Origin of the sequence: Thermoflexus hugenholtzii, from assembly GCF_018771565.1 — a bacterium.
GTDB lineage: Bacteria > Chloroflexota > Anaerolineae > Thermoflexales > Thermoflexaceae > Thermoflexus > Thermoflexus hugenholtzii_A.
The window spans coordinates 14,979-37,028 of sequence record NZ_CP076326.1; the positions used below are offsets into that span (position 1 = coordinate 14,979).

Here is a 22,050-nt window from a genome sequence, read left to right on the forward strand (position 1 = left end):
CGGACGTCATCCTCAATCCTTAGTGGAAGTGGAATAGGTTACCCTGCCTATCCGGCCGGGGATGGGGCAGGCGTCTGAAGCATCCGCCCCACCCCCGCGCTTTCTATATTCATTCGGTGATCCCATGTTCCCGTAGGATCTTCCAGATCTTCCACGGGGTGATCGGCATGTCGATGTGACGCACCCCCATATGGGATAGTGCGTCGACCACGGCGTTGACGAAGGCGGCCGGGGAGCCCACGTTGGCCGACTCGCCCACCCCCTTGGCCCCCAGCGGGTGATGCGGGGACGGCGTCACTGTGCGGTCCAGCTCCCACCGCGGCGTCTCCACGGCGGTGGGGATCAGGTATTCCGTGAAGTTCGAGGAGAGGCAGTTGCCGTTCTCATCGTAGGCGATCTCCTGCATGAAGGCGATGGCGAAGCCCTCCGTGAGACCGCCGTGGATCTGGCCCTCCACGATCATCGGGTTGATCACCGTCCCACAATCGTCAACGCCCACAAACCGCCGGACCTTCACCTGTCCGGTCCCCTTATCGATGTCCACCACACAAACATAGGTTCCGAAGGGGAAGGTGAGGTTCGGGGGGTCGTAGTAGTAAACAGCTTCCAGACCCGGTTCCATCCCCGGAGGTGGGTTGGTGTAGGCGGCGAAGGCCACCTGAGGGAAGGTCACGGACTTTCCGGGGACGCCCCGGACGATGAAGCGCCCTTCCTCCCAGACGATGTCCTCTTCCGCCGCCTCCAGCAGATGAGCGGCGATCTTACGGGCCTTCTCGCGGATGCGGCGGGCGCACATGGCTGCCGCTGCCCCTGCCGTGGGGGTGCTGCGGCTGGCATAGGTCCCCAGGCCGTAGGGGGCGGTGTCGGTGTCCCCTTCCTCGACCAGCACATCCTCCACTGAGACCCCCAGCTCATGGGCGACGATCTGGGCGTAGGTCGTCTCATGGCCCTGCCCCTGATGACGGGTGCCGAAGCGGGCCAGGATCTTGCCGGTGGGATGGACCCGGATCTCGCAGCTATCGAACATCTTCAGGCCGGCGATGTCGAAGGTATGGCTCGGCCCGGCCCCCACGATCTCCGTGTAGGAGGAGATGCCGATGCCCATCAGCTCGCCCCGACGCCGACGCTCCTCCTGTTCCCGCCGGAGCTCCTCATAGCCGATCAGCGCCAGGGCCCGGTCCAGGGCCGCTATGTAATTGCCGCTGTCGTAGGTCCAGCCCAGAGCCGAGCGATAAGGGAACTTCTCCGGCGGGATGAAGTTCCGCCGCCGCAGCTCCGCCGGGTCCATCCCCAGCTCATCCGCCAGGATGTCCATCGCCCGCTCGATCAGGTAAGAGGCCTCGGTCACCCGGAACGAGCAGCGGTAGGAGATCCCGCCAGGGGCCTTGTTGGTGTAGACGGCATCCACCTCGGCGAAGGCCACCGGGAAGTCATACGAGCCCGTGCAGATGCTGAACAGCCCGGCGGGGAAACGGCTGGGGTTTGCCGAGGCGTCGAAGGCGCCATGGTCTGCGATGGTCTTCACTCGCAAGGCCGTCACCTTCCCCTCCCGGGTGGCTCCCAGCTCCACCATCATATGGTAATCCCGAGCGAAGGAAGTGGAGGTCAGGTTCTCCGTGCGTGTCTCCACCCATTTCACCGGGCGTCCCAGCATCATCGAGGCTACCACGGCGCACACATAGCCCGGGTAGACCGCCACCTTGTTTCCAAATCCCCCACCGATGTCCGGTGAGATCACCCGGATCATGTGCTCGGGGAGCTTGGTCACCAGGGCCAGCAACGTCCGGTAAGCATGAGGAGCCTGGGAGGTTACATAAAGGGTCAGGCGGCCGGTGATCCGATCGAAGTCCGCAATGCAGCCGCATGGCTCCAGCGGGGCCGGATGGACCCGTTGGAACCGGATGCGTTCCCGGATCACCACATCGGAGCGCCGCAGGGCCTCTTCGGTAGCTTCCCGATCTCCCACCTCCCAGTGCCAGATGTGGTTGGTTTTCTGCTCCCGGTCCTCTCGCAGAACCGGCGCGTCCGGCTCCAGCGCCCGGAAGGGATCCACCACCACCGGGAGGGGGTCGTAATCCACCTCCACCGCCTGGGCCCCATCCACCGCTGCCTCCCGGGTCTCCCCCACCACCGCGGCGACCTCCTGATACTGGAAGAGCACCTTGCCCACCGCCAGGACCATCTGCTTATCCCCGGCCAGGGTGGGCATCCAGGCCAGGCCGAGCTCCTCCAAATCCTCCCCGGTGATCACCGCCAGCACGCCGGGGATCGCTTTCGCGGCATCCGTGCGGATGGATCGAATACGGGCGTGAGCGTGGGGACTGCGCACCAGGGCCAAGTAGGCCATGCGGGGCAGCACGATATCATCCAGGTAGCGTCCACGGCCCTGGATGAACCGAATGTCCTCCTTCCGTCGAACTGGATGGCCCAGAACGGCGTGAGCTTGCCCTGTGGTCGTCATGACGACCTCCTGAGCGACAGGATGATGTTCAGCGGGCGGCCATCTCCTGCGCGGCGTGCTGGATGGCTTTGACGATGTTCATGTATCCTGTGCATCGGCACAGGTTGCCGGAGATGGCGATGCGGATCTCCTCCTCGCTGGGGCGAGGGTTCTCTTTCAGGAAGGCGTAGGCGGCCATCAGCATACCGGGCGTGCAGAACCCACACTGGAGGCCATGGTGTTCCCAAAATGCCTTCTGCAGGGGGTGCAGCTCGCCGTCTTTCGCCAAGCCTTCCACGGTCATGATCTCTGCCCCGTCGGCCTGGACGGCGAACATGGTGCAGCTTTTGACTGCCTCCCCGTTCAAGAGGACCGTGCACGCCCCACAGGTGGTCGTATCACAGCCCACATGGGTTCCTGTGAGCCCCAGCGTGTCCCGGATGAAATACACCAGGAGTGTGCGCGCCTCCACCTCCGCTTCGTAGGGACGGCCATTGACAGTCACACGAATCCGCTGGCGGGCTGCGGGCCGGACGGCCTCCGCAGCCTTGCGTGTGGGCACTCGCGGCGCTCCGGTCGTCCGCTTTCCTTTGCGAGCCGGCATCGTTCCCTCCCGAATCTCAACGAGATGGAGCAGGTTCCCGTCTTCTTCCCCTCACGCCCCCGGGATGCGCTCCAGGGCTTTCCGGAGGGCCCGGATCGTCAGGACGCGCACCATGTCCCGTTTGTATTCCGCAGGCCCCCGGGTATCGCTGTTGGGTTGAGAGGCTGCGGCGGCCAGCTCCCCCGCGCGGGCGATCACAGCCTCATCCAACCGCTTGCCGACCAACCACTCCTCCGCCTCCTGCGCCCGCAACGAGGTCGGCCCGACCGCGCACAACCCAATGCCTGCTTTCCGGCAGATCCCGTCCGCATCGAGGGCGATCTGGACTCCCACAGCGACCACAGCGAAATCGCCCACCTTGCGCTCGATTTTGAGATAAGCGCCTGCCTCCCGCGGCCCGGGAGCCGGAACCCGGATCTCCGTCACGATCTCGCCGGGTTCCAAAGCCGTCATGAAAGGCCCGACGAAGAACTCCTCCAGCGGCATGGCGCGCTGGCGGATCCGGCGGCCCCGGGGGCCGGTGATCACCACCTCCGCCTTCGCCGCCAGGAGGGCTGCCCCCCAATCTCCTGCTGGATCCGCGTGGGCGATGGAGCCCCCGAGGGTGCCCCGATTGCGCACAATGGGGTCAGCGATGACCCGTGCCGCGTCCGCCAGGAGCGGGTAGCGTTGCTGGATCAGAGGGGCTCGCTCCACCGTGCGATGGCGCACCATGGCCCCGATGCGGAGGACCCCCTGTGCCTCTTCCAGGAAGTCCAGGCCGGGGATGCGATGGAGATCGATGAGGACCCTCGGGTTGGCCAGCCGGAAGCGCATCATGGGGATCAGGCTCTGCCCCCCGGCGAGAAGCCGGGCGTCCGGACCGTGTTGTTGCAGGAGGCGAATGGCCTGATCGAGGGTGGATGGGGCAACATACTCGAAAGGTGCCGGGAACATCGTTGACCCCCTTTCCTATGGGATGATCACCGCGCGGCCGATGTAGCGGCGGTTCTTGAAGTCATCGATGGCCTGGTTGATCTGGTCCAGGCGGTAGGTGCGGGTGTGCACCCGGACCAGCCCGCGGGCGTTGAGGTCCATCAGCTCCACCAGCTCCGTGTAGTTCCCCACCAGGCTCCCGGCGATGGTCATTTCGTTGAAAATCATCTGGACCGTGGGGACTTCGAGCTTGCCGCCGTAGCCCACCACGAAGTGGGTCCCGCCCCGCCGCAGCATCTGCCAGCTCTGCTGCTCAACCCCGGCCTCCCCCACGAAGTCGATGACCACGTGGGCCCCTCCTTTGGTGAGCTCCCGGACCTCGGCCACCAGGTCCGGGCCGCCGGGGAGGACGTGATCCGCCCCCAGCTCCTGGGCCAGCTGGCGGGCGGCCTCGGAGATGTCCACGGCGATGATGCGGGCGCTGCAGAGGGCGCGCAGCGCCTGAAGGGCGATGTGGCCCAGCCCGCCGATCCCCACGATCACACAGAACGTCCCCGGCGGGAGCTGTTTGGCGGCCCGCCTGGCTACCCGATAGGCGGTCAGGCCGGCGTCGGCCAGGGGAGCCACATCCGCGGGGGTCACGCCCTCGGGGAGTTTCACCAGGGCCCGCTCATTGGTCACCAGATACTCCGCGAACCCGCCATCGGCGTTCAGGCCGGGGAAGGTGCTGTTCTCGCAATACATGTCCTCGCCTTGGCGACAGGCCAGGCACACCCCGCATGTGCGCAATGGGTGACAGATCACCGCATCCCCTGGCTTCACAGAGGTGACCGCACTTCCCACCTCCTCCACCCAGCCGGCGTTCTCATGGCCAGGGATGTAAGGGAGCAGTTTGCCATCCGGATCCAGAATGCTCCGCCAGACCCCTTCGATGATATGCAGGTCGGTTCGGCAGAGGCCGGCGGCCCCGATGCGGACGATGACCTCGTTGGGATGGGTGATCTTCGGCTCCGGAACTTCCTCGATCTGCAGCTGGACGTTCAAATGCGGGTCATACTGGTAGAGGCGGGCCGCTTTCATGGCTGACCTCCGAGATGAATGATCTTAAAGGGCCCAAGGATATCCTTGCGGATCATGCCTTGGGCCCTGAATTCCTTTTGGGGGCCTTCCATCCATCCGGGTTTACGCCACCTGAGCAGCCAGCCGCTGGCCGATGGGATCGCGCTGGAGCTTTTCCCGCTGGGCAGCGATGTCGATCCCGTAAAGGCGCGCCGCGTTCTCCCCCAGGATCTTGCGCTTGGTCTCCAGCGTCAGATCGACACCGTATTCCTCCTTGATATCCGGGGGCAGTTCGAAGGCGATGAACTTCTCGATGATCCAGCGGGGCGACCAGAGGGCGTAATCGCTGCCGAAGAGGATCCGATCCGGTCCCAGCCAGTAGAGGAGGTTCGCGATGATCTCGGCGAAGTAACGCGGGCGGGAATGAATGAAGGCGATGGCCACCGCCAAGCCCGCGTAGACGTTCTTGTCCTGCGTCGCGATCCAGCAGAAGTCGTCCAGGCGCGGCAGACCACAGTGTTCCACGATGAAATTCAGATCCGGGAAATCGGAGGCTGCCTGATCCACATCGTGCACGTCGAAGGCGTCCTTGTTCAGCGGATAAATCGTCGGGCCCTTATGGACGTGGATGTTACGGATTCCCAGCTCCCGGCAGAGCTCCAGATAGCGATAGGCCATCGGGTCCGTCAGCCGCCAGCCCCGGGACTCCCCGCGCCACTCCGCCGTGTAGAGCTTCAGGCCCTGGATCGGGTATTCCTCGATCATCCGCCGGAACTCATCCAGTCCCTTCTCCCCCCAGCGGGGATCAAAGGTGCCGCACAGGATGAAGCGCTCGGGATACTTCTGCTTGAGGACGTAGTTCTGGACATGGGTATTAAAACCGTTCTTAAAGAACTCGGTGAGATAGGTGGAGTTAAAGATCCCCATGTCCACATAGCCTTCGAGGAAGAGGTCCCGGATCAACGTCTCCTCATCGTATTTGCAGTATTTATCGAAGGGCCAGACGTAATCGGCGGGGCTGAGGGCCTTGTGGTAATCGTAGAAACATAGCATCCAGCCTTCCCCGTATTTGTTTCGCCAGTTCTCCGGGCTCCCATCCCAGAAGTGCATGTGTCCGTCGATCACGAAGATCTCCTGTCCATTCACGCGGATCATGGAGCACCTCCTTTCCGGCTGGCCAGCAAGGCCTGGCAGAGGAATGCATTGGACCTGAAATTTAAAAAGCTGGCGCGGCTACGCCGCAGGTAGTCCTCCAGGGACTCCATGGGGATCGGGGTTCCCTCGGGATCCAGCATCAAGGGGGCTTCCGGGCGGCTGTCAAGGCCCAGCTCCTGTCGGCGTTCCAAATAGCGGGAGACCACCTCCCCGGGTTCGATCTGCGCCAGCGTCCCATCTGCCCGGCGGGCCCACCAAGTCCCCTCCCTCTGAAGGAGGTCCGCCAGCCGCATCGCGCAGATCTCCGCAGGAGAGAAACCCGCGGCGCGCAGCGCGCGCAGGAGGGCGAAATGACGGCTCAGATAGCTCTTGCGTCGGAAGAACTGGCGAAGCTCATCCAGCGAGCCCTGCGCCTCTCCGGGGAAAGCCTCTTCAAAGGAACGCCCATCCTGAACGGCAGCCTCGATGGTCTCCGAAGCGAAGTGATCCAGCAGCCGGATCCGAACCGTGTGGATGCCTTCCACTTCGAGGAGCGCGCGCCGGATGTCCTCCACCATCATGAACACGAAGTTGGGGGCGCACCAGAACGTGGGCAGACGGAGGGTCACGAGGGCGCATGAGCCCTCCACCGCCACCGCCTCCACAAACCCAAGCCGGACGATGGATCGATCCAGCTCAGGATCGAGAACACGATCCAGCGCTCGCCAGAGCTGGGCCTGCGCCGGCTCCACCATGGGCCCCTCCTTCAACCTGTTGGGACCCCTCCTATCGAGACCGTGGGGACTACCTGTAGACCCGTAGAGACCGGCAGGGAGGAGCCGTCGAGGACGCTGACCTTGGAAGCCCCACGGAGCCCCAAAAAGGGAACCACAGACACTATTATGATAAAGCAAATCAATACAATTTGTCAAGGTTTAAGGAAATTTATCTGTGAAATTTATAACAACTTTGTAAAGTTTAGAGCAAAATGAGGTCCATCGGATCCAGATGGTGGGTTTCGCGAACAGGGGCGAAAAGGCCCCGGGCGCTCCGGAGCGCGCCGCTTATGCCGCTTTTCGACAGAAATCCGGAATGCGGGGATGATCAAGGAGGGCGCTCGCCGCTCCAGGGTTCCGGCCGCAGGTCCCCCTGGGGCGAGGCCGGGCGCTGGAAAGCCCTTCCATGGAGGGAGGCGGTGATGGACGTCCTGGAAGCGATCATGACCCGTCGCATGGTCGGGAAGGTGCGGCCGGAGCGGCCGCGTCGAGAGGAGATCGAGACGTTGCTGCGGGCTGCGGTGCGCGCGCCCAACCACCGCCTGACCGAGCCCTGGCGGTTCGTGGTGCTGACCGGCCCCGCCCTGGACGAGCTGGGCGAGGTCTTCGCGCAGATCCTCCGCACGGTCAAGCCGGAGGCCACCGAGGAGGAGCTGAACCGGGAGCGGGCCAAGCCCCATCGCGCGCCGGTGATCATCGCCGTGGCCTGCCTCAAGGGCCGCGACCCCATCGAGACCCACGAGAACATCGTGGCCACCGCCGCCGCTATCCAGAACATCCTGCTCGCCGCCCACGGGATGGGCCTGGGAGCCTATCTGCGCACCGGAGAGACTGCCTATCACCCCTCGCTGTTGCGCTGGCTGGGCCTCCCTGAGGACGCCCAGTTCATGGGTTTCATCTATCTGGGCTACCCGGCCCCCGATGCGCCGCCCCGCCAGACCCCCCGCCGCCCCATCGAGGAGGTGACCGAGTGGCGGGGATGGCCCTGAGCGTCGGAGCCCCTTCGCCCCCACCGCCTCCCATCCGGAGGGGAGACCGGACGATCGTTTGTTGCCTCTCTCTCCTCCGCTTATAATGGCGATAAGCCTCGCCGCAAGAGATTCCGGGCAGGAGGGCGCCATGTTCGATCGGGAGAAGCTCCGGGAGCTGGCGGCCGCGCGGGACCGCTGGGAGGAAACCACGCTTCAGCAATGGCTGGCCCGCATGCCCGAGCGCCAGGAGACCTTCACCACCGTCTCCGGGGAGCCGGTGAACCGCCTCTACACGCCCCTCGACATCCCCGACTTCGACTACCTGCGCGACCTGGGGTTCCCCGGCGAATACCCCTTCACCCGTGGCATCCACGCCACCATGTATCGGGGCCGTCTCTGGACCATGCGCCTCTTCGCCGGCTACGGCACCGCCGAGGAGACCAACGCCCGGTTCAAATATCTGCTGGAGCACGGCCAGACCGGCCTCTCCATCGCCTTCGATCTCCCCACCCTTTACGGCTACGACACCGATGACCCGATGGCCGAAGGGGAGTTCGGCAAGTGCGGGGTCGCCGTCTCCTCCCTGCTGGACATGGAGATCCTCCTGGACGGCATCCCCCTGGATCAGATCACAACCTCCATGACCATCAACGGGCCGGCGGCCATCATCTGGGCGATGTATCTGGCCGTGGCGGAGAAGCGGGGCATCCCATGGGATCAGATCGGAGGGACCACCCAGACCGACATCCTCAAGGAATACATCGCCCAGAAGGAGTGGATCTTCCCGCCGGAGCCCTCCATGCGCCTGGTCGTGGACATGATCGAGTTCGGCTCCAAATACGTGCCGAAGTGGAACCCCATCAGCATCAGCGGCTACCACATCCGGGAGGCGGGGGCCACGGCGGCCCAGGAGCTGGCCTTCACCCTGGCCGACGGCTTCGAATACGTCCGCTGGTGCCTGCGGCGAGGGCTGGACATCGATTCCTTCGCGCCCCGCCTCTCGTTCTTCTTCAACTGCCACAACGATTTCTTCGAAGAGATCGCCAAGTTCCGGGCCGCCCGCCGGATCTGGGCCCGGGAGATGCGGGAGACCTTCGGGGCCAAAAACCCGCGCTCCTGGTGGCTGCGCTTCCACACCCAGACCGCCGGCTGCACCCTCACCGCCCAGCAACCCTACGTGAACGTGATCCGGGTGGCCATTCAGGCCCTGGCCGCCGTGCTGGGGGGCACTCAGTCCCTTCACACCAACTCTCTGGATGAGGCCCTGGCCCTGCCCAGCGAGTTCGCCGCCAAGCTCGCCCTGCGCACCCAGCAGGTCATCGCCTACGAGAGCGGGGTGACGAACACCGTCGACCCCCTGGGGGGCAGCTACTACGTGGAATATTTGACCAACCGCCTGGAGCAGCAGGCCTACGAATACTTCCGCAAGATCGAGGAGCTGGGCGGGGTGATCCCCGCCATCGAGGCGGGCTTCTTCCAGCGGGAGATCGCCGAGGCCGCCTATCGCTACCAGAAGGAGATCGACGAGAAGCGCCGCATCATCGTGGGGGTGAACGAGTTCGTGGAGGAGGAGGAGGTCAAGCCGCCCATCCTCCAGATGGATCCCGAGGGGGAGCGCCGGCAGCGGGCGCGCCTGCAGAAGCTGCGCATGGAGCGGGACAACGAGCGGGTGGGGCAAACCCTGGCTGCCCTCCAGGAGGCCGCCCGCAAGGAGAACGAGAACCTGATGCCCTACATCCTGGAGGCGGTGAAGGCCTACGCCACCCTCGGGGAGATCACCCGCGCCCTCAAGGCCGTCTGGGGGACCTGGCAGGAGCCGCTGATCATCTGAGCCGGATCCCGCAGAGCGGGGAAGCGCCGGCCGGGGGAAGGATCCGCGACCATCGGGGATGCCTTTATGGGCGTTCGCTGGCTCCGCATCGGACTAAGCCTGGGGCTGGTCGCCCTCCTCACCTTGAGCCTCCCGGCCTCCGAGCCCTCCCGTTCCCTGGAGACCCGTCTGACCCTCCTGCTTCAGGGGGAAAGCTTTTACTTCCCGGAATGGGCCCTTCAGGCCTGGGCGGAGAAGCTGCTTCTCTCCGTAGCGAACCCTCAGGCCTTCCTGGACGACGAGACCCAGCGCCGGGCGGTGCGGCGCTACCTCCAGCGCCTGTCGGAGGCCCGGGAGGCGGCGGCCGCCCTGGAACGGGAGGTGTCCGCGCCGACCCCGCCGGAACCGGAGGCGATCGCCGCGCTCCGGAGGCAGTGGGAAGCGGCCCACGGGCGGGCCCAGGCCCTCCGTCCTCTGGCCGAGGCCATCCTCTCCGAACAGCTCGGCGTGATCCTGGCCCAGGAGGGGCTGGCCCTCCTGGGCCAGCCGATCCCCCCCGTTCAGATCCGCCTGACGGCCATGCCGAACCTGCTGGTCCTCTCCCCGCGGGAGCGCATCGCCCTCACCACCTCCTTCCCCCTGCGGGCCGACCTCACCGCCGACGAGATGGATCGCCTAGAGCGGCGGGTGGATGGGCAGCTCAACCTCTCCTCCCTGGTGGTGCCCCTGGGCGGCCTGGCCTTCTACCCGGCGATGATCATGGAGGCCACCGGGCTGCCCGAGCTCACGGAGATCATCGCGCACGAGTGGACCCATCACTGGCTCTTCATGGGGCCGTTGGGGTGGTTTTACGATCGTCCGGAGGCCCGCACCATCAACGAGACCGTCGCCGATCTGGCCGGGAAGGCCATGGGCCGCGCCTGGCTGGCCCGCTTCTACCCCGAGGATCTCCCGTCTCCGCCGGCGGACGCGGCCCCCGCGCCGGCTCCCCCGGAACGGCCGGCCTTCGATTTCGGCCGGGAGCTGGCGAAGACCCGCACCGTGGTGGAACGCCTGCTGGCCCAGGGCGAGGTCCGCCGGGCGGAGCTCTATATGGAAGCCCGTCGGCGGGTTTTCGTCGCCCACGGTTACGCCCTGCGGAAGCTGAACCAGGCCTACTTCGCCTTCTACGGGGCCTACGCCGCGGAGGAGGGGGCGGCCGGCGCCGAGGACCCCATCGGCCCGCGGGTCCGCCGGCTGTGGGCCCAGAGCCCCTCCCTGCGCGCTTTCCTCTTCCGCATGCTGTTCATCACCGACCTTGCCGGCCTGCGCCGCGCCCTGGGGGAGCCCCTTCAATAGTTGACGTCGCGGGCGGAAGGGGTTAGAACTCCGCATGGGCGCGGGTCCGTTGGGGGAGTCCGGGTGAGCCGGGCTGAGAGGGCGGCCGAATCCGCCGCCGACCCCTCGAACCTGATCCGGATCATGCCGGCGGAGGGAAAGCGGGCGCGCCGCAGATCCCACCCCTTCTGCCTCCTTCGGCTCCCTTGCTCCCTTCGCCCGGACTTCGCCCGGAGATCCGCAACGGGAAAGCGACTTTACAGGGCTCTGTCCTTACGAAGGATAGGAGCGAAGCGATGACCGAGGAGATTGTGATCGTCGGAGGCGGCATCTGCGGGCTCTCCATTGGCTGGTTCCTGGCCCGCTCCGGGCATCCGGTCACCCTCCTGGAGCGCGGGGGCGCGGGCCTGGGGGCGACCTGGGCGGCGGCCGGGATGCTGGCCCCCTATGCCGAGGCGGAGCCCGGCGAGGAGGGGCTGTTGCCCCTGCTGCGGGCCAGCCGCGACATGTGGGCGGACTTCGCCCGGGAGCTGGAGGCCGCCTCCGGTATCCCGGTGGATTACCGGGACGAAGGCACCCTGGTGGTGGCCCTGGATCGGGACGACGCGGAACGATTGAAGTTCCTCTATGAATTCCAGCGGAGCCAGGGGTTGCCTACGGAGTGGCTCTCCGGCTACGAGGCGCGGCGGATGGAGCCGCACCTCTCCCGATCTGTGGTGGCCGCCATCTACAGCCCGCAGGATCATCAGGTGGACAACCGGAAGGTCGCCCGGGCGCTGATCGAAGCCTTCCGGCGCGCCGGGGGGCGCCTGCGGGAGCACACGGAGGTCACCGGGATCGTGATCGATGAGAACCGGGTCCTGGGCGTGCGCCTGGCCCGGGGGTTCCTGGAGGCCCGCACCGTCATCCTGGCCGCCGGGGCGTGGTCCGCCCAGATCCCCGGTCTCCCCGAGGAGGTCCGCCCGCCGGTCCGCCCCGTCAAAGGCCAGATGCTGGCCGTGCAGATGCCCCCGGAGGCCCCGCTGATCCGGCACGTCATCTGGGGGCCGGACGCCTACCTGGTGCCTCGACGGGATGGGCGGCTGCTCATCGGGGCCACGGTGGAGGAGAAAGGGTTCGACGCGAATCTGACGGCGGGGGGCATCTTCCGGTTGTTGCGGGGGGCCTGGGAGATCCTGCCAGGCATCGACGAGCTGCCCATCGTGGAGATGTGGGTGGGCTTCCGGCCGGGGAGCCGGGATGACGCGCCCATCCTGGGGCCGACGGCGGTGGAGGGCCTGATCCTGGCTACCGGGCACTACCGCAACGGCATCCTGCTGGCTCCCATCACCGCCTATGCGATCCACCATCTGATCGCCCGGGGGGAGCTCCCCGACATCGCCAGGCCCTTCACCCTGGAGCGGTTTCGATCCAGGGCGCCGGTTGCCCCTTCGGGATCCGGGAGGTGAAGCGATGGAGCGCACGGGGACGTCGGAGGCGATCCTGACCGTCAACGGGCAGCGCTATCCCTATCAGCCGGGGACCATCCGGGACCTGCTGGCCCGCCTGGGCCTGGACCCGGACCGGCCGGGGATCGCGGTGGCGGTCAACGCCACGGTGATCCCGCGTTCCGAATGGGAGCGCGTCGCCCTTCAGCCGGGGGACCGTGTGGAGATTGTCCACGCGGTGGCCGGCGGATGAGGCCCCGTAAACCGTGGGCCTGTCGGGGCAAGAGCGGCTTGCGCCGCGACTTTGGGCTATCGAAGGCGAAGATGTGGGGCTGAAGCCCCTTACGTAAGCCGAGCTTCATTTCGGCATCTATGCCTGCAGGAACATCTTTCGCCGCGGCCTTTGCTTCTGCGGCGGCACATTCTGAGCGAGGGGGTGAGGGATGAGCGAGCCGCTGGTGATCGCGGGGCGGGCGTTCCGTTCGCGTCTGATCCTGGGGACCGCCCGCTATCCCAATCTCCAGGTGATGCTGGATGCCCTGGAGGCGAGCGGGACGGAGATCGTCACCGTGGCCATCCGGCGGGTGCGTCCGGGGGCCGACGGGGAGAACCTGTATGAGCTGCTCCGGGGCCGTTATTTCATCCTGCCCAACACCGCCGGCTGCTTCACCGCCCGGGATGCCATCCTCACGGCCCATCTGGCCCGGGAGGCCCTGGGGACGAACTGGATCAAGCTGGAGGTGATCGGGGACGAGGAGACTCTGTATCCGGACACGGAGCAGCTGTTGCAGGCGGCTGCCGAGCTGGTGAGGGACGGCTTCGTCGTCCTGCCTTATTGCAACGACGATCCGGTGGTTTGCAAGAAGCTGGAGGACATCGGTTGCGCGGCGGTGATGCCTCTGGGGGCGCCCATCGGCTCCGGGATGGGGATCCTGAACCCCTACAACATCCGGCTGATCCGTCAGATGTGCACCGTGCCGGTGATCGTGGACGCCGGGGTGGGGACGGCCTCGGATGTGGCCATCGCCATGGAGCTGGGGTGTGATGGGGTGTTGCTGAACACGGCGGTGGCTCAGGCTCGGGATCCGGTGAAGATGGCCCGGGCGATGCGCCTGGCGGTTGAGGCCGGGCGGCTGGCCTATGAAGCGGGGCGCATCCCGCGCCGCCTTTACGCCGTGCCGTCCAGCCCGATGGAGGATCGCATCGAGATATGAGGCTGCCCCAGCCCCCCCTGCTGGTGATCACCGATCGCCGTCGGGCCCGGCGGCCGCTCCTGGAGCTCCTGGAGGAGCTGTTCGCGGCGGGGGTGCGCTGGGTGATGGTGCGGGAGAAGGATCTCCCGGAGACGGAGCTGGTCGCGCTGGTGGAGGAGGTGGTGCGGCGGGCGCGGGCATGGGGGGCCGCCGTGGTGGTGAACGGCCACGCCGGGGTGGCTGCGGCGTGTGGGGCGGATGGCGTGCACCTGCCCCAGGGGTTCTCGGTGGCGGAGGCCCGCCGCCTCGTCGGCCCGGACCGCTGGGTGGGGGTGTCCGCGCACAACCTGGAGGAGGCGCAGCGGGCGGCGGCGGCGGGGGCGGATTATATCACCCTGAGCCCGATCTTCACGCCCGTCAGCAAGCCGGACTACGGGCCGCCGCTGGGCCTGGAGGCCCTCCGGCAGGTGGCGCGTGCGGTGCCCATCCCGGTCATCGCCCTGGGGGGAATCACCCCGGCGAATGCCCGATCCTGCCTGGAGGCCGGGGCCGCCGGGATCGCCGTGCTGGGCGGCCTCATGGAGGCAACGGATCCTCAGGAGGCCGCGAGGGCGTATTTGGAAGTCCTTCAAGGGAAACAGAGATGACCTTCTCCTTCCAGAGCGGATCAGAGAAGTTCGCCCCATCTTTTCCGCGGATATACCTCCGTTCAAGGGACCCCCGCCGGCGGATTGTGAATGCAACGACCCGCTATCCAGAGGCGTTCAGGATCTCCGGGTAAACGGAGCAACGGTGGGCGAGGGCAGCCTGGCAGCGATCGGGGAGGTCGGCGGGCGGCGTCCAGCCCCAGCGTCGCAGGATCCGCGTCAGGTGGCAGAGGGGAAGGCCGACCACCGCGGCGTAGCACCCCTCGACGGCCGCCGCCGGCCGGAAGGTCGGATGCTGAACGGCGTAGGCCCCCGCCTTGTCGAAGGGATCCCCCGTGGCCAGGTAGGCCTCGATCTCCTCGTCGGCGTAAGCGCGCATGATCACCCGGGCCGTGGCCACCTCCACCCGCGTCTCGCCCCAAGGCGGGTGATGGACGGCGACGGCGGTGTGGACGAGATGGGCGCGCCCGCGCAGGGCGCGCAGCATCCCCCGGGCCTCCTCAGCGTCGGCCGGCTTGCCCAGGATCTGCCCCTCCAGATCCACCACGGTGTCCGCCGCCAGGATCAGGGCCTCGGGGGCCTGAAGGCGGGCCGCCTCGACCTTGGCCCGGGCCAGCCGGGCGGCGCAGGCAGGCGGCCCCTCGCCCGGCTGCGGGCTTTCATCGATTTCCACCGGGAGGATCTCCACGGGATGCCCGAGGAGCGTGATGAGCGCGCGACGCCGCGGCGAGGCGGAAGCCAGGACCCAGCGCTCCGGGATCATGGGTTCGGATGCGCCCGCAGGTAGTCTTCGAACATCTCCCGGAAAGGCTCCACCATGATCTCGTAAGAGGCCTGGTCCTCGAAAGCCCCTGCGATGTAAACCGTCGCCCCCAGCACGTAATCGTCCTTCTGAAGCTCTTCGTCATACCACCAGAGCTGGCGCAGGTAAAAGTAATGGGGATCCCCGAAGCCTCGCTGGGCCCAGTAGCTCAGGTAATTGCGCCAGCCTCGGGAGGGCGGCCCCTGAAAAGTGGGGACGTCGTCGATCCCCAGCTCTGTGATCACGATGGGGATCTGATATTCCCGGGGGACCATATAGCGATAGACCTTGCGGTAGCGCAGGGTGAACCAGCCCTCCCCGGTCTGGGGATCCACCCCGGCGTCGAGGGTGGGGGAGGCGTATTCGTGAAGGGCCAGGATCCCGCCGAGCTGCCGGGCGGTCCGGAGGGCCGGAAGGAAATCCACCCACAGCTCCAGATCCGGCGAGCCGTTGGGGAAGTTCCCGATGGCGCACTTGAGGCCCCGCTGGGCCATCAATTGCATTCGCTCGATCTCGAACTGGGCGAAGAGGCGCATGACTTCATGGTTGTGGGGACGGGGCTCGTTGTGCCCCTCCCAGTAGTCGATCAGCGGGTTCGCCAGATAGATTTCCATGAACCGGTTGACATACCACTCCGCCGCCGCCCGCATATCCGTCCGGCCGTCCCGGAGATGCTCCTCAAAGCCGAAGTTATGGTTGTGGGTGATGCGACCGATGAGGACGGTGTTGGGGGAGGCCGCTTTGATCTCCGGTGCCCGCCCGAAATCGTCGATGATCTTCACCACCCGCATCCGGGTGTTCACGATCAGGTTCACGATGTGGACGTCCCGGAACCACTGGACGACGATCCCCAGCTTGCTGGGCCGGGGGAAGGGCGGCCACGGGGTCTTGGTCGGCGTGGGGGCCGGGGTGGGAGAGGGCGGGATGGGCGTGTCAGTCGGGATCGCCGTGGCCGTGGGCGAGGGCCAGGGCGTCGGGCTGGGGAACGGACGGGGTGTAGGGGAGGAAGGGGGGGTGAGCGTCTCCAGCATCCGCCCGCAGGCCCCGGCCACCAGGCCCAGGCCCAGCCCCCCGAGTTGCCGCAGCAACCGTCGACGGGTCCACAAGGGCATCGTCCTCCCCTCCCACGGGTTTTCCGAAATTGTAACCCGAACCTGGGGATCATAGCAGAAGAAAAGGCACGGCGCGGATCCGCTCGTGCCCATCCGGCCTCCCGGCTTTCGCAAGACTTCCTCGGGATCCGTATAATTCCCCTGGGAGATCGAAAATTCGGACGGAGGAGGCCCCACGATGCGCTGGGAGCTCGGACGGCGGCATCGGCTGGGGATCGCCCTGAGCGGCGGGGGCGCCCGGGGCTTCGCTCATATCCGGGTGCTCCGGGTGCTGGTGGAGGCGGGCTGGCGGCCCGCGGTGGTCACCGGCACCAGCGCGGGGGGCATCGTGGGCGGCCTGTTCGCAGCCGGGCTCTCCCCGGAGGCCATCGAGGCCCTGGCCCGGCGCATCCACTGGCGGATGTTCATGCGCCTGGATCCCGATGGGACGGCGCTGGTCAGCACGCGGGGGCTGGCCCGCCTCCTGCGGGAAGCGGTAGGGGATGTGCGGATCGAGGAGCTGCCCATTCGCTTCGCAGCGGTGGCGGTGGACCTGGACACCGGAGAGGAGATCTGGCTGGATCGAGGTCCGCTGGTGGAGGCCATGCTGGCGACCAGCGCCTTCCCGGGCGTCTTCCCGCCGGTTCTCTGGCAGGGCCGGCGCCTGATCGACGGCGGGGTCCTCAACCCGTTGCCGGTGGATGTGGCCCGAGGCCTGGGGGCCACCTTCGTCATCGGAGTGGATCTCTCCGGACCGATGAGGTCCGGCGGCGATCGCCGCCTGCCCGAGGAGCTGCCGGGCCCGCTGCTGATCCGCTGGCTGACCCGGCGGGCGCGCTGGAGCCGGACGCTGGAGGTGGTCTTCGGCTCGGTGGGCATCATGGCCCGGTGGATCACAGAGGCCCGCCTGGCCCGGACGCCCCCGGACTGGCTGATCCGGGTCCCCACCGGGGACATCCCGGTGTTCGCCCTGGACCAGGCGCCGGAGATCCTGGAGCGGGGAGAGCGGGCGGCGCGGGCTGCCCTGGCCGGGCTGGAACGGGCGATGAGCCAGCCCCGCTGGTTGCGTCGTCTTCTTCCTCAAGCGGCCTGAACGGAGGGTCGTTCCCAAATGCGCACGATCCGGATCATGATCGTCGATGACCACGAAGTGGTGCGGGTGGGCCTGCGGGCGTTGCTGGAGCGGCGCCCGGATTTCCGGGTGGTAGCGGAGGCGGGCTCGGCGGACGAAGCGGTTCAGAAGGCCCTGGATCACCGTCCGGATGTGGTGGTGATGGATATCCGCCTCCCCGGCGGCAACGGCATCGAGGCGACGCGGCGGATCGTCGAAGCCCTCCCGGAGACCCGGGTGATCATGCTGACCTCCTATGCGGAGGACGAGCTCCTCCTGGAGGCCATCGAGGCCGGGGCCTCCGGCTATGTGCTCAAGCAGATCGGCAGCGACGAGCTCATCATGGCCATCGAACGAGTGGCCCGGGGGGAGGCCCTCATTGATCCTTCCATAACCCCTCGTCTGCTCCGGCACGTGCGGGCCGCCCGCCGCAGCGCCCTGGCCTCCGCCTTCAAGGACCTCACCGAGCAGGAGCTGCGCGTGCTTGCCCTGATCGCCGAGGGGAAGACCAACCGGGAGATCGCCCAGATCCTCTTCCTCAGCGAGGGCACCGTCCGCAACTACGTGAGCAGCATCCTCAGCAAGCTGGGGCTCTCCAACCGCGCCGAGGCGGCGGCTTACGCCGTGGAGCACAACATCAAAGCCTACCTGGACGAGGGGTTGGGATCGGCCTAAGAGGAGGCGTATGGAAGGCAGGAGTGGCTGGGTCTTCGGATGGGGGGTGCTGGTCGGCTTGACGCTGCGGGCGTGGGTGCTGGCCTCGGAAGCGGCGATCCTCGCCCTCCCGGAAGCCCAGCGTCAGGCCTGGGCGCAAGAGGGTCGTTTCCTCGCCGCATGGCTGAACCGCCTGGCTGAGGACAGCACCATCCGGCTGCAGACGCTGCGGCTGACCCTTCTCTTCCTGGATCTCGCGGTGGCCGGGTGGGGGACGCTGGGGCTGTTCCAGAGCCGGGCGTCAATGGCCCTGATCCTCCTTTTCTGGCTCGCTCTGGCCTGGGGGCTGCACGGTCCCGGCGAGGCCTGGCCCCGAGCCCTGGGAAGCCGCTACGCTCGATCCCTGGCCATCCCGGCCGCCTTCACCCTCCTGGCCCTGCGCGGCCTCTTCGCCCCGCTGCGCCGCCTGGCGGCGCGCCTGAGCCCGCGCGCCGATGGGCGGGCGGCCCCCCTGGTGGATGAAGCCGGGCTCCGGACCCTGGTGGATGCCGGGGAGGAGGGCGGGGCCATCGAGGCCACTGAGAAGGAGATGATCGTCTCGATCTTCGAGCTGCACGACACCGTCGTCGGGGAGATCATGGTGCCGCGGCCGGACATGGTGGCCATCCCGGTGACCGCCTCCCTCTCGGAGGCCCTCAACGTGATCCTCCAGGCCGGTTATTCCCGCATCCCCGTCTACGAAGGCACCATCGATCACATCGTCGGCGTGCTCTACGCCAAGGATCTCCTCCGGCTGCTCCGGGATGGGATCCGGGAGGCTTCCCTCCGGGAGCTCCTGCGCCCTCCCTATTTCGTCCCCGAAGGCAAGCGGATCGTGGACCTCCTCCGCGAGATGCAGCAGCGCCGGGTCCATATGGCCATCGTGGTGGACGAATACGGCGGCGTGGCCGGGCTGGTCACCATCGAGGACATCCTGGAGGAGATCGTCGGCGAGATCCAGGACGAATTCGATCGTTCCGAGGAGCCCCTGGTCCTTCCCCTGGACGAGCGGACCTATCTCTTCGATGGCCGGGTGGATCTGGAGGAAGCCGAGCGGGTGCTGGGCGTATCATTGCCCTCCGAGGGCGCTGACACCCTGGCCGGTTACGTCTACGAGCGCCTGGGTCGCATCCCGGCGGCGGGCGAGGTCTTCACGGATCAGGGCCTGGAGTTCCGGGTGGAGGAGGTCCTCGGGCGCCGCATCCGCAAGCTCCGGGTCCGCCGCCTGGAGACCGCCGTTGAAGGCTGAAGGCGGATCGCTTGCCCTCGCAGGTCGAAATGAATTTCGGCCGGTCTCCGCCACGGGAGCGAAGCCCTCGCAGGTCGAGCGAAGGCGTTTCCCAGGATCATCCCGGTCCCTTACAGCGGAGCGCATCCGACCCGCACGGGAAAACAAGCGTCCGTCGCTGGACAGGGGAAATCGCTCCCTGTAGGAGCGGCTTCCGCCGCGACCCTGAGGGAATTCCATCCGGGAGGTTATCAACGATGAAGTGGTCCAGAGTGATGCTGCTCGCGGTTCCCCTCGCCCTGGGGGCGGCCCTCCTCCGGGCGGGGCCGGTCCCTGAACTGGCCCTCAGCGCCCTGGCCCTGATCCCGCTGGCGGCCCTGATCGGAGAGGCCACGGAGGAGCTGGCCGCGCGCACCGGCCCGGTCATCGGAGGGTTGCTGAACGCTACCCTGGGCAACGCTGCGGAGCTGATCATCGCCCTGGCCGGCATCCGAGCCGGATTGCTGGACCTGGTGAAAGCCTCCATCACCGGGTCCATCCTGGGGAACATGTTGCTGGTGATGGGGCTGAGCCTCCTGGTCGGAGGATGGCGCCACGGGGTCCAGCGGTTCTCCCGCCAGCGGGCGGGGGTGCTGACGACCATGACCGTCCTCGCCTTCATCGCCCTGGGGATCCCCTCCCTGTTCAGCCACACCATCGCTGCCCATCATCCGGAAGCGGTGGAGACGCTGAGCCTGGGGGTGGCCGGGCTGATGCTGGCCCTTTATATCCTCAGCGTGCTCTACACCCTGCGCGCCCGGGAGCCTCTGGGAGGGCATGCCATCGCCCACGCCCGCTGGACGCTCTCCCAGGCCCTGGGGATCCTGGCCCTGGCTACCCTGGGCGTGGTGATCATGAGCGAGATCCTGGTTCACGCCCTGGAGCCGGCCCTGCACGCCCTGGGCCTGACGGAGTTCTTCGTCGGGATCATCCTCATCCCTCTGGTCGGCAATGCGGCGGAGCACCTGGTGGCCGTCCAGATGGCGGCCGAGAACCAGATGGACCTCTCCCTGGAGATCGCGGTAGGCTCCAGCCTGCAGATCGCCCTGCTGGTGGCCCCCGTCCTGGTCTTCGCCAGCCTGGCCCTGGGGCGGCCGATGGACCTGGTCTTCCATCCCCTGGAGCTGGTGGCGCTGATGATGGCGGGGGCCATCGCGGCCTTCATCGCCCTGGATGGGGAGACCAACTGGCTGGAGGGCGCCCAGCTGCTCACGGTCTACGGCATGCTGGGGATCGCCTTCTTCTTTGTTTGAGCCGGGGGAGGAAGCCCCGCCTATCGCATCAATCCGCGGTGCCGGCCGGGGCGGGGGCTTCCTCCCCCATCCGGTATTCGCCCTCGACGGGCGAGGCTTCCGGCCTGCTCGGCTCGATGCGGTAGCGGTAACGGATACGGGCGGTCTTCCGGAGCATGGCGCTGACCGAGCAATATTTGGTGGCCGACAGCTCGATCGCCCGGACCACCGCCTGAGGATCCACGTTCCCCCGCACGATGTAGAGGAGATCGATATCCGTGTAGACCTTGGGGTGCTCCGGGGCGCGCTCGGCCCGCACCTCCATGGCGAACCCTTCGAGGGGCTGGCGCTTCTTCCGGAGGATGGAGAGGACGTCCATGGCCGTGCACCCGGCCAGGGCGACCAGCACCAGCTCCATGGGACGCGGCCCCTCGTTGGTCCCCCCTACGTCCGGGGCCGCGTCCATGATCACCGCGTGGCCGCTCGGCGTGCGGGCCTCCATCTTCATCCCTTGAGGGTCCAGCAGATCGAGACGGATCTCGGTGGCCATCGAAAACCTCCCGGATATGGGTGATCGGGAAAGAGCCTTGCGTTCGCGGGGGCGCCGCCCCCGGTGGGTCCGGTTATCAGGTGCAGGCGCCGCGGGCGCCGGTGCGGAAGCCGCAGATCGGGCAGTGGAGGTTGAAATACCCGTCGTATTCCAGACGGGCGAACCCGCAGTTGGGGCAGGGATCGCCCGCCCGGTGGATCTCCACGGCCTGCTCCGCTTCCTGCGGGGGGTGCAGGGAGAAGGTCAAGGAGGGGCCTTCGGCCGGCGCTTGGGACGCCCGGCGCTTCTTCGCCCGAGGCTTCGACGGCGAGCCTTCCGTTTCCCACCAGTAGTTCCCCATGGAGGACCTCGAAGCCGAATGGGTCAGGAGGGTAACCGTTTCAAGGTCTCCAGGAGGTCGTGCAGCGCCGGGGCCGCGCGGGCCGGATCCTCCTGGGCGCAGGCCTGCAGATAAGACCGGGAGGCGAACAGGAAGGCCTGGCGGGCGGCGGCCTGCAGGGCGGCCAGCTGCTCCAGCACCTCCCGGCAATCCCGCCCCTCCTGGATCATCCGCTCAATCCCCCGGGCCTGCCCCTGGATGCGCCGGAGGCGGCGGATGAGGCGCTGTTCCGCATCTGGAGGGAGATGGATCATTGGATGCTCCTTCGATCGAGCGGGGCCACCGGCCCCGATCACCGGATCCCTCAGGTGACCGGCCCGCAGGCGGGCCCCCGCCGGGACTCGCTCCCGGTCCCCGCCGTGGCGAAAAGGGAGAGACGCTTCTCCGCCTCCCGCCGGCCGCAGCGGGGGCATTCGATCTCCTCCGTCGGGGTGTTCCACCGCACCAGCCGCTCGAACTCGGCGCCGCAGGCGCGACAGCGATACTCGTAAAGCGGCATCGCTCGCCTCACCTCCTTCGACGCGGAATCCCGCGGCGAGGGATCCTCCCCGGATCCCGGGCGGTAAGGGGGCGATAACCGGGTTACCCCCTACCCGTATAGAAGGATAAACCGGAGGGGCCGGTGTGTCAAA

The 22,050-nt window shown here is 67.2% G+C and carries 23 protein-coding genes and 1 riboswitch; of the genes, 11 read left to right on the forward strand and 12 right to left on the reverse strand.

The window, feature by feature from the left end:
* Positions 1–109: 109 nt before the first annotated feature.
* The 6 genes from KNN16_RS00075 to KNN16_RS00100 all read right to left on the reverse strand — a co-directional run bounded on the left by KNN16_RS00075 (position 110) and on the right by KNN16_RS00100 (position 6,907).
* Entirely contained in the window at positions 110–2,461 is a 2,352-nt protein-coding gene (locus KNN16_RS00075; protein ID WP_303897949.1) for an aerobic carbon-monoxide dehydrogenase large subunit, read from the reverse strand.
* Positions 2,462–2,489: 28 nt separating this feature from the next.
* A complete protein-coding gene (locus KNN16_RS00080; protein ID WP_303897950.1) occupies positions 2,490–3,044 on the reverse strand; it encodes a (2Fe-2S)-binding protein in 555 nt (184 codons plus the stop codon).
* A 51-nt stretch (positions 3,045–3,095) separates the two neighbouring features.
* Entirely contained in the window at positions 3,096–3,980 is an 885-nt protein-coding gene (locus KNN16_RS00085; protein WP_303897952.1) for a xanthine dehydrogenase family protein subunit M, read from the reverse strand.
* A 15-nt stretch (positions 3,981–3,995) separates the two neighbouring features.
* Positions 3,996–5,039 (reverse strand): NAD(P)-dependent alcohol dehydrogenase, encoded by a 1,044-nt coding sequence (locus KNN16_RS00090; RefSeq protein WP_303897954.1) that lies wholly within the window; start codon positions 5,037–5,039, stop codon positions 3,996–3,998.
* 102 nt (positions 5,040–5,141) lie between these two features.
* On the reverse strand, positions 5,142–6,173 hold the full coding sequence (locus KNN16_RS00095) for an amidohydrolase family protein (RefSeq protein ID WP_303897955.1): 1,032 nt from the start codon (positions 6,171–6,173) through the stop codon (positions 5,142–5,144).
* Positions 6,170–6,907, reverse strand: coding sequence for a metal-sulfur cluster assembly factor (locus KNN16_RS00100; protein WP_303897957.1), 738 nt, complete (start codon positions 6,905–6,907; stop codon positions 6,170–6,172). The genes KNN16_RS00095 and KNN16_RS00100 overlap by 4 nt, the downstream gene beginning before the upstream one ends.
* A gap of 443 nt (positions 6,908–7,350) precedes the next feature.
* Between KNN16_RS00100 and KNN16_RS00105 the strand changes: the two genes are divergently transcribed.
* The 7 genes from KNN16_RS00105 (at position 7,351) to thiE (ending at position 14,293) form a co-directional block, all read left to right on the forward strand.
* The gene (locus KNN16_RS00105; protein WP_299287513.1) at positions 7,351–7,917 is read left to right on the forward strand and encodes a nitroreductase; all 567 of its coding nucleotides are present in this window, start codon (positions 7,351–7,353) and stop codon (positions 7,915–7,917) included.
* A gap of 130 nt (positions 7,918–8,047) precedes the next feature.
* Positions 8,048–9,730, forward strand: a complete 1,683-nt coding sequence (locus tag KNN16_RS00110; protein WP_303897959.1) for a methylmalonyl-CoA mutase — start codon at positions 8,048–8,050, stop codon at positions 9,728–9,730.
* A gap of 66 nt (positions 9,731–9,796) precedes the next feature.
* Entirely contained in the window at positions 9,797–11,047 is a 1,251-nt protein-coding gene (locus KNN16_RS00115) for a hypothetical protein (RefSeq protein ID WP_303897960.1), read from the forward strand.
* Positions 11,048–11,088: 41 nt separating this feature from the next.
* Positions 11,089–11,203: riboswitch (TPP riboswitch) on the forward strand.
* Positions 11,204–11,322: 119 nt separating this feature from the next.
* Entirely contained in the window at positions 11,323–12,474 is a 1,152-nt protein-coding gene (gene thiO, locus KNN16_RS00120) for a glycine oxidase ThiO (RefSeq protein WP_299287507.1), read from the forward strand.
* Between the two features lie 4 nt (positions 12,475–12,478).
* Positions 12,479–12,706, forward strand: coding sequence for a sulfur carrier protein ThiS (thiS, locus tag KNN16_RS00125; protein WP_299287505.1), 228 nt, complete (start codon positions 12,479–12,481; stop codon positions 12,704–12,706).
* Positions 12,707–12,896: 190 nt separating this feature from the next.
* A complete protein-coding gene (locus KNN16_RS00130; protein ID WP_303897963.1) occupies positions 12,897–13,667 on the forward strand; it encodes a thiazole synthase in 771 nt (256 codons plus the stop codon).
* Positions 13,664–14,293, forward strand: coding sequence for a thiamine phosphate synthase (gene thiE, locus KNN16_RS00135; protein ID WP_303897964.1), 630 nt, complete (start codon positions 13,664–13,666; stop codon positions 14,291–14,293). Before KNN16_RS00130 ends, thiE begins: the two co-directional genes overlap by 4 nt.
* Positions 14,294–14,396: 103 nt before the next feature.
* Here the strand turns inward: thiE and KNN16_RS00140 are convergent, their stop codons facing one another.
* Positions 14,397–15,056, reverse strand: a complete 660-nt coding sequence (locus tag KNN16_RS00140) for a nucleoside triphosphate pyrophosphatase (protein ID WP_303897966.1) — start codon at positions 15,054–15,056, stop codon at positions 14,397–14,399.
* Positions 15,053–16,207, reverse strand: coding sequence for a hypothetical protein (locus KNN16_RS00145; RefSeq protein ID WP_303897968.1), 1,155 nt, complete (start codon positions 16,205–16,207; stop codon positions 15,053–15,055). Before KNN16_RS00145 ends, KNN16_RS00140 begins: the two co-directional genes overlap by 4 nt.
* A gap of 178 nt (positions 16,208–16,385) precedes the next feature.
* Between KNN16_RS00145 and KNN16_RS00150 the strand changes: the two genes are divergently transcribed.
* From KNN16_RS00150 to cax, 4 genes are all read left to right on the forward strand, one after another.
* Complete coding sequence (locus tag KNN16_RS00150; RefSeq protein ID WP_299287383.1) at positions 16,386–17,279, forward strand: patatin-like phospholipase family protein; 894 nt, start codon at positions 16,386–16,388, stop codon at positions 17,277–17,279.
* Between the two features lie 18 nt (positions 17,280–17,297).
* A complete protein-coding gene (locus KNN16_RS00155; RefSeq protein WP_303897970.1) occupies positions 17,298–17,972 on the forward strand; it encodes a response regulator transcription factor in 675 nt (224 codons plus the stop codon).
* A 10-nt stretch (positions 17,973–17,982) separates the two neighbouring features.
* Complete coding sequence (locus KNN16_RS00160) at positions 17,983–19,239, forward strand: hemolysin family protein (protein ID WP_303897973.1); 1,257 nt, start codon at positions 17,983–17,985, stop codon at positions 19,237–19,239.
* Positions 19,240–19,475: 236 nt separating this feature from the next.
* A complete protein-coding gene (cax, locus tag KNN16_RS00165) occupies positions 19,476–20,510 on the forward strand; it encodes a calcium/proton exchanger (protein ID WP_303897974.1) in 1,035 nt (344 codons plus the stop codon).
* A gap of 28 nt (positions 20,511–20,538) precedes the next feature.
* Here cax and KNN16_RS00170 read toward each other — a convergent pair whose 3' ends face one another.
* From KNN16_RS00170 to KNN16_RS00185, 4 genes are all read right to left on the reverse strand, one after another.
* Positions 20,539–21,039: an OsmC family protein gene (locus KNN16_RS00170; protein WP_303897975.1), complete on the reverse strand. Its 501-nt coding sequence runs from the start codon at positions 21,037–21,039 to the stop codon at positions 20,539–20,541.
* A 76-nt stretch (positions 21,040–21,115) separates the two neighbouring features.
* A complete protein-coding gene (locus KNN16_RS00175) occupies positions 21,116–21,379 on the reverse strand; it encodes a hypothetical protein (RefSeq protein ID WP_303897976.1) in 264 nt (87 codons plus the stop codon).
* Positions 21,380–21,402: 23 nt separating this feature from the next.
* Positions 21,403–21,672, reverse strand: a complete 270-nt coding sequence (locus KNN16_RS00180; RefSeq protein WP_299282238.1) for a metal-sensing transcriptional repressor — start codon at positions 21,670–21,672, stop codon at positions 21,403–21,405.
* A gap of 50 nt (positions 21,673–21,722) precedes the next feature.
* Positions 21,723–21,917 (reverse strand): zinc ribbon domain-containing protein, encoded by a 195-nt coding sequence (locus KNN16_RS00185; RefSeq protein ID WP_299282239.1) that lies wholly within the window; start codon positions 21,915–21,917, stop codon positions 21,723–21,725.
* Between the last annotated feature and the right edge of the window lie 133 nt (positions 21,918–22,050).

Coding starts and splice junctions, on each gene's coding strand:
- KNN16_RS00080 (WP_303897950.1), bottom strand. CDS start 3,044: ATGCCGGCTCGCAAAGGAAAGCGGACGACCGGAGCGCCGCGAGTGCCC.
- KNN16_RS00185 (WP_299282239.1), bottom strand. CDS start 21,917: ATGCCGCTTTACGAGTATCGCTGTCGCGCCTGCGGCGCCGAGTTCGAG.
- KNN16_RS00175 (WP_303897976.1), bottom strand. CDS start 21,379: ATGGGGAACTACTGGTGGGAAACGGAAGGCTCGCCGTCGAAGCCTCGG.
- KNN16_RS00155 (WP_303897970.1), top strand. CDS start 17,298: ATGCGCACGATCCGGATCATGATCGTCGATGACCACGAAGTGGTGCGG.
- KNN16_RS00095 (WP_303897955.1), bottom strand. CDS start 6,173: ATGATCCGCGTGAATGGACAGGAGATCTTCGTGATCGACGGACACATG.
- thiS (WP_299287505.1), top strand. CDS start 12,479: ATGGAGCGCACGGGGACGTCGGAGGCGATCCTGACCGTCAACGGGCAG.
- KNN16_RS00145 (WP_303897968.1), bottom strand. CDS start 16,207: ATGCCCTTGTGGACCCGTCGACGGTTGCTGCGGCAACTCGGGGGGCTG.
- KNN16_RS00140 (WP_303897966.1), bottom strand. CDS start 15,056: ATGATCCCGGAGCGCTGGGTCCTGGCTTCCGCCTCGCCGCGGCGTCGC.
- KNN16_RS00170 (WP_303897975.1), bottom strand. CDS start 21,039: ATGGCCACCGAGATCCGTCTCGATCTGCTGGACCCTCAAGGGATGAAG.
- KNN16_RS00150 (WP_299287383.1), top strand. CDS start 16,386: ATGCGCTGGGAGCTCGGACGGCGGCATCGGCTGGGGATCGCCCTGAGC.
- KNN16_RS00105 (WP_299287513.1), top strand. CDS start 7,351: ATGGACGTCCTGGAAGCGATCATGACCCGTCGCATGGTCGGGAAGGTG.
- cax (WP_303897974.1), top strand. CDS start 19,476: ATGAAGTGGTCCAGAGTGATGCTGCTCGCGGTTCCCCTCGCCCTGGGG.
- KNN16_RS00180 (WP_299282238.1), bottom strand. CDS start 21,672: ATGATCCATCTCCCTCCAGATGCGGAACAGCGCCTCATCCGCCGCCTC.
- KNN16_RS00130 (WP_303897963.1), top strand. CDS start 12,897: ATGAGCGAGCCGCTGGTGATCGCGGGGCGGGCGTTCCGTTCGCGTCTG.
- KNN16_RS00075 (WP_303897949.1), bottom strand. CDS start 2,461: ATGACGACCACAGGGCAAGCTCACGCCGTTCTGGGCCATCCAGTTCGA.
- KNN16_RS00110 (WP_303897959.1), top strand. CDS start 8,048: ATGTTCGATCGGGAGAAGCTCCGGGAGCTGGCGGCCGCGCGGGACCGC.
- thiO (WP_299287507.1), top strand. CDS start 11,323: ATGACCGAGGAGATTGTGATCGTCGGAGGCGGCATCTGCGGGCTCTCC.
- KNN16_RS00160 (WP_303897973.1), top strand. CDS start 17,983: ATGGAAGGCAGGAGTGGCTGGGTCTTCGGATGGGGGGTGCTGGTCGGC.
- KNN16_RS00090 (WP_303897954.1), bottom strand. CDS start 5,039: ATGAAAGCGGCCCGCCTCTACCAGTATGACCCGCATTTGAACGTCCAG.
- KNN16_RS00100 (WP_303897957.1), bottom strand. CDS start 6,907: ATGGTGGAGCCGGCGCAGGCCCAGCTCTGGCGAGCGCTGGATCGTGTT.
- KNN16_RS00115 (WP_303897960.1), top strand. CDS start 9,797: ATGGGCGTTCGCTGGCTCCGCATCGGACTAAGCCTGGGGCTGGTCGCC.
- KNN16_RS00085 (WP_303897952.1), bottom strand. CDS start 3,980: ATGTTCCCGGCACCTTTCGAGTATGTTGCCCCATCCACCCTCGATCAG.
- thiE (WP_303897964.1), top strand. CDS start 13,664: ATGAGGCTGCCCCAGCCCCCCCTGCTGGTGATCACCGATCGCCGTCGG.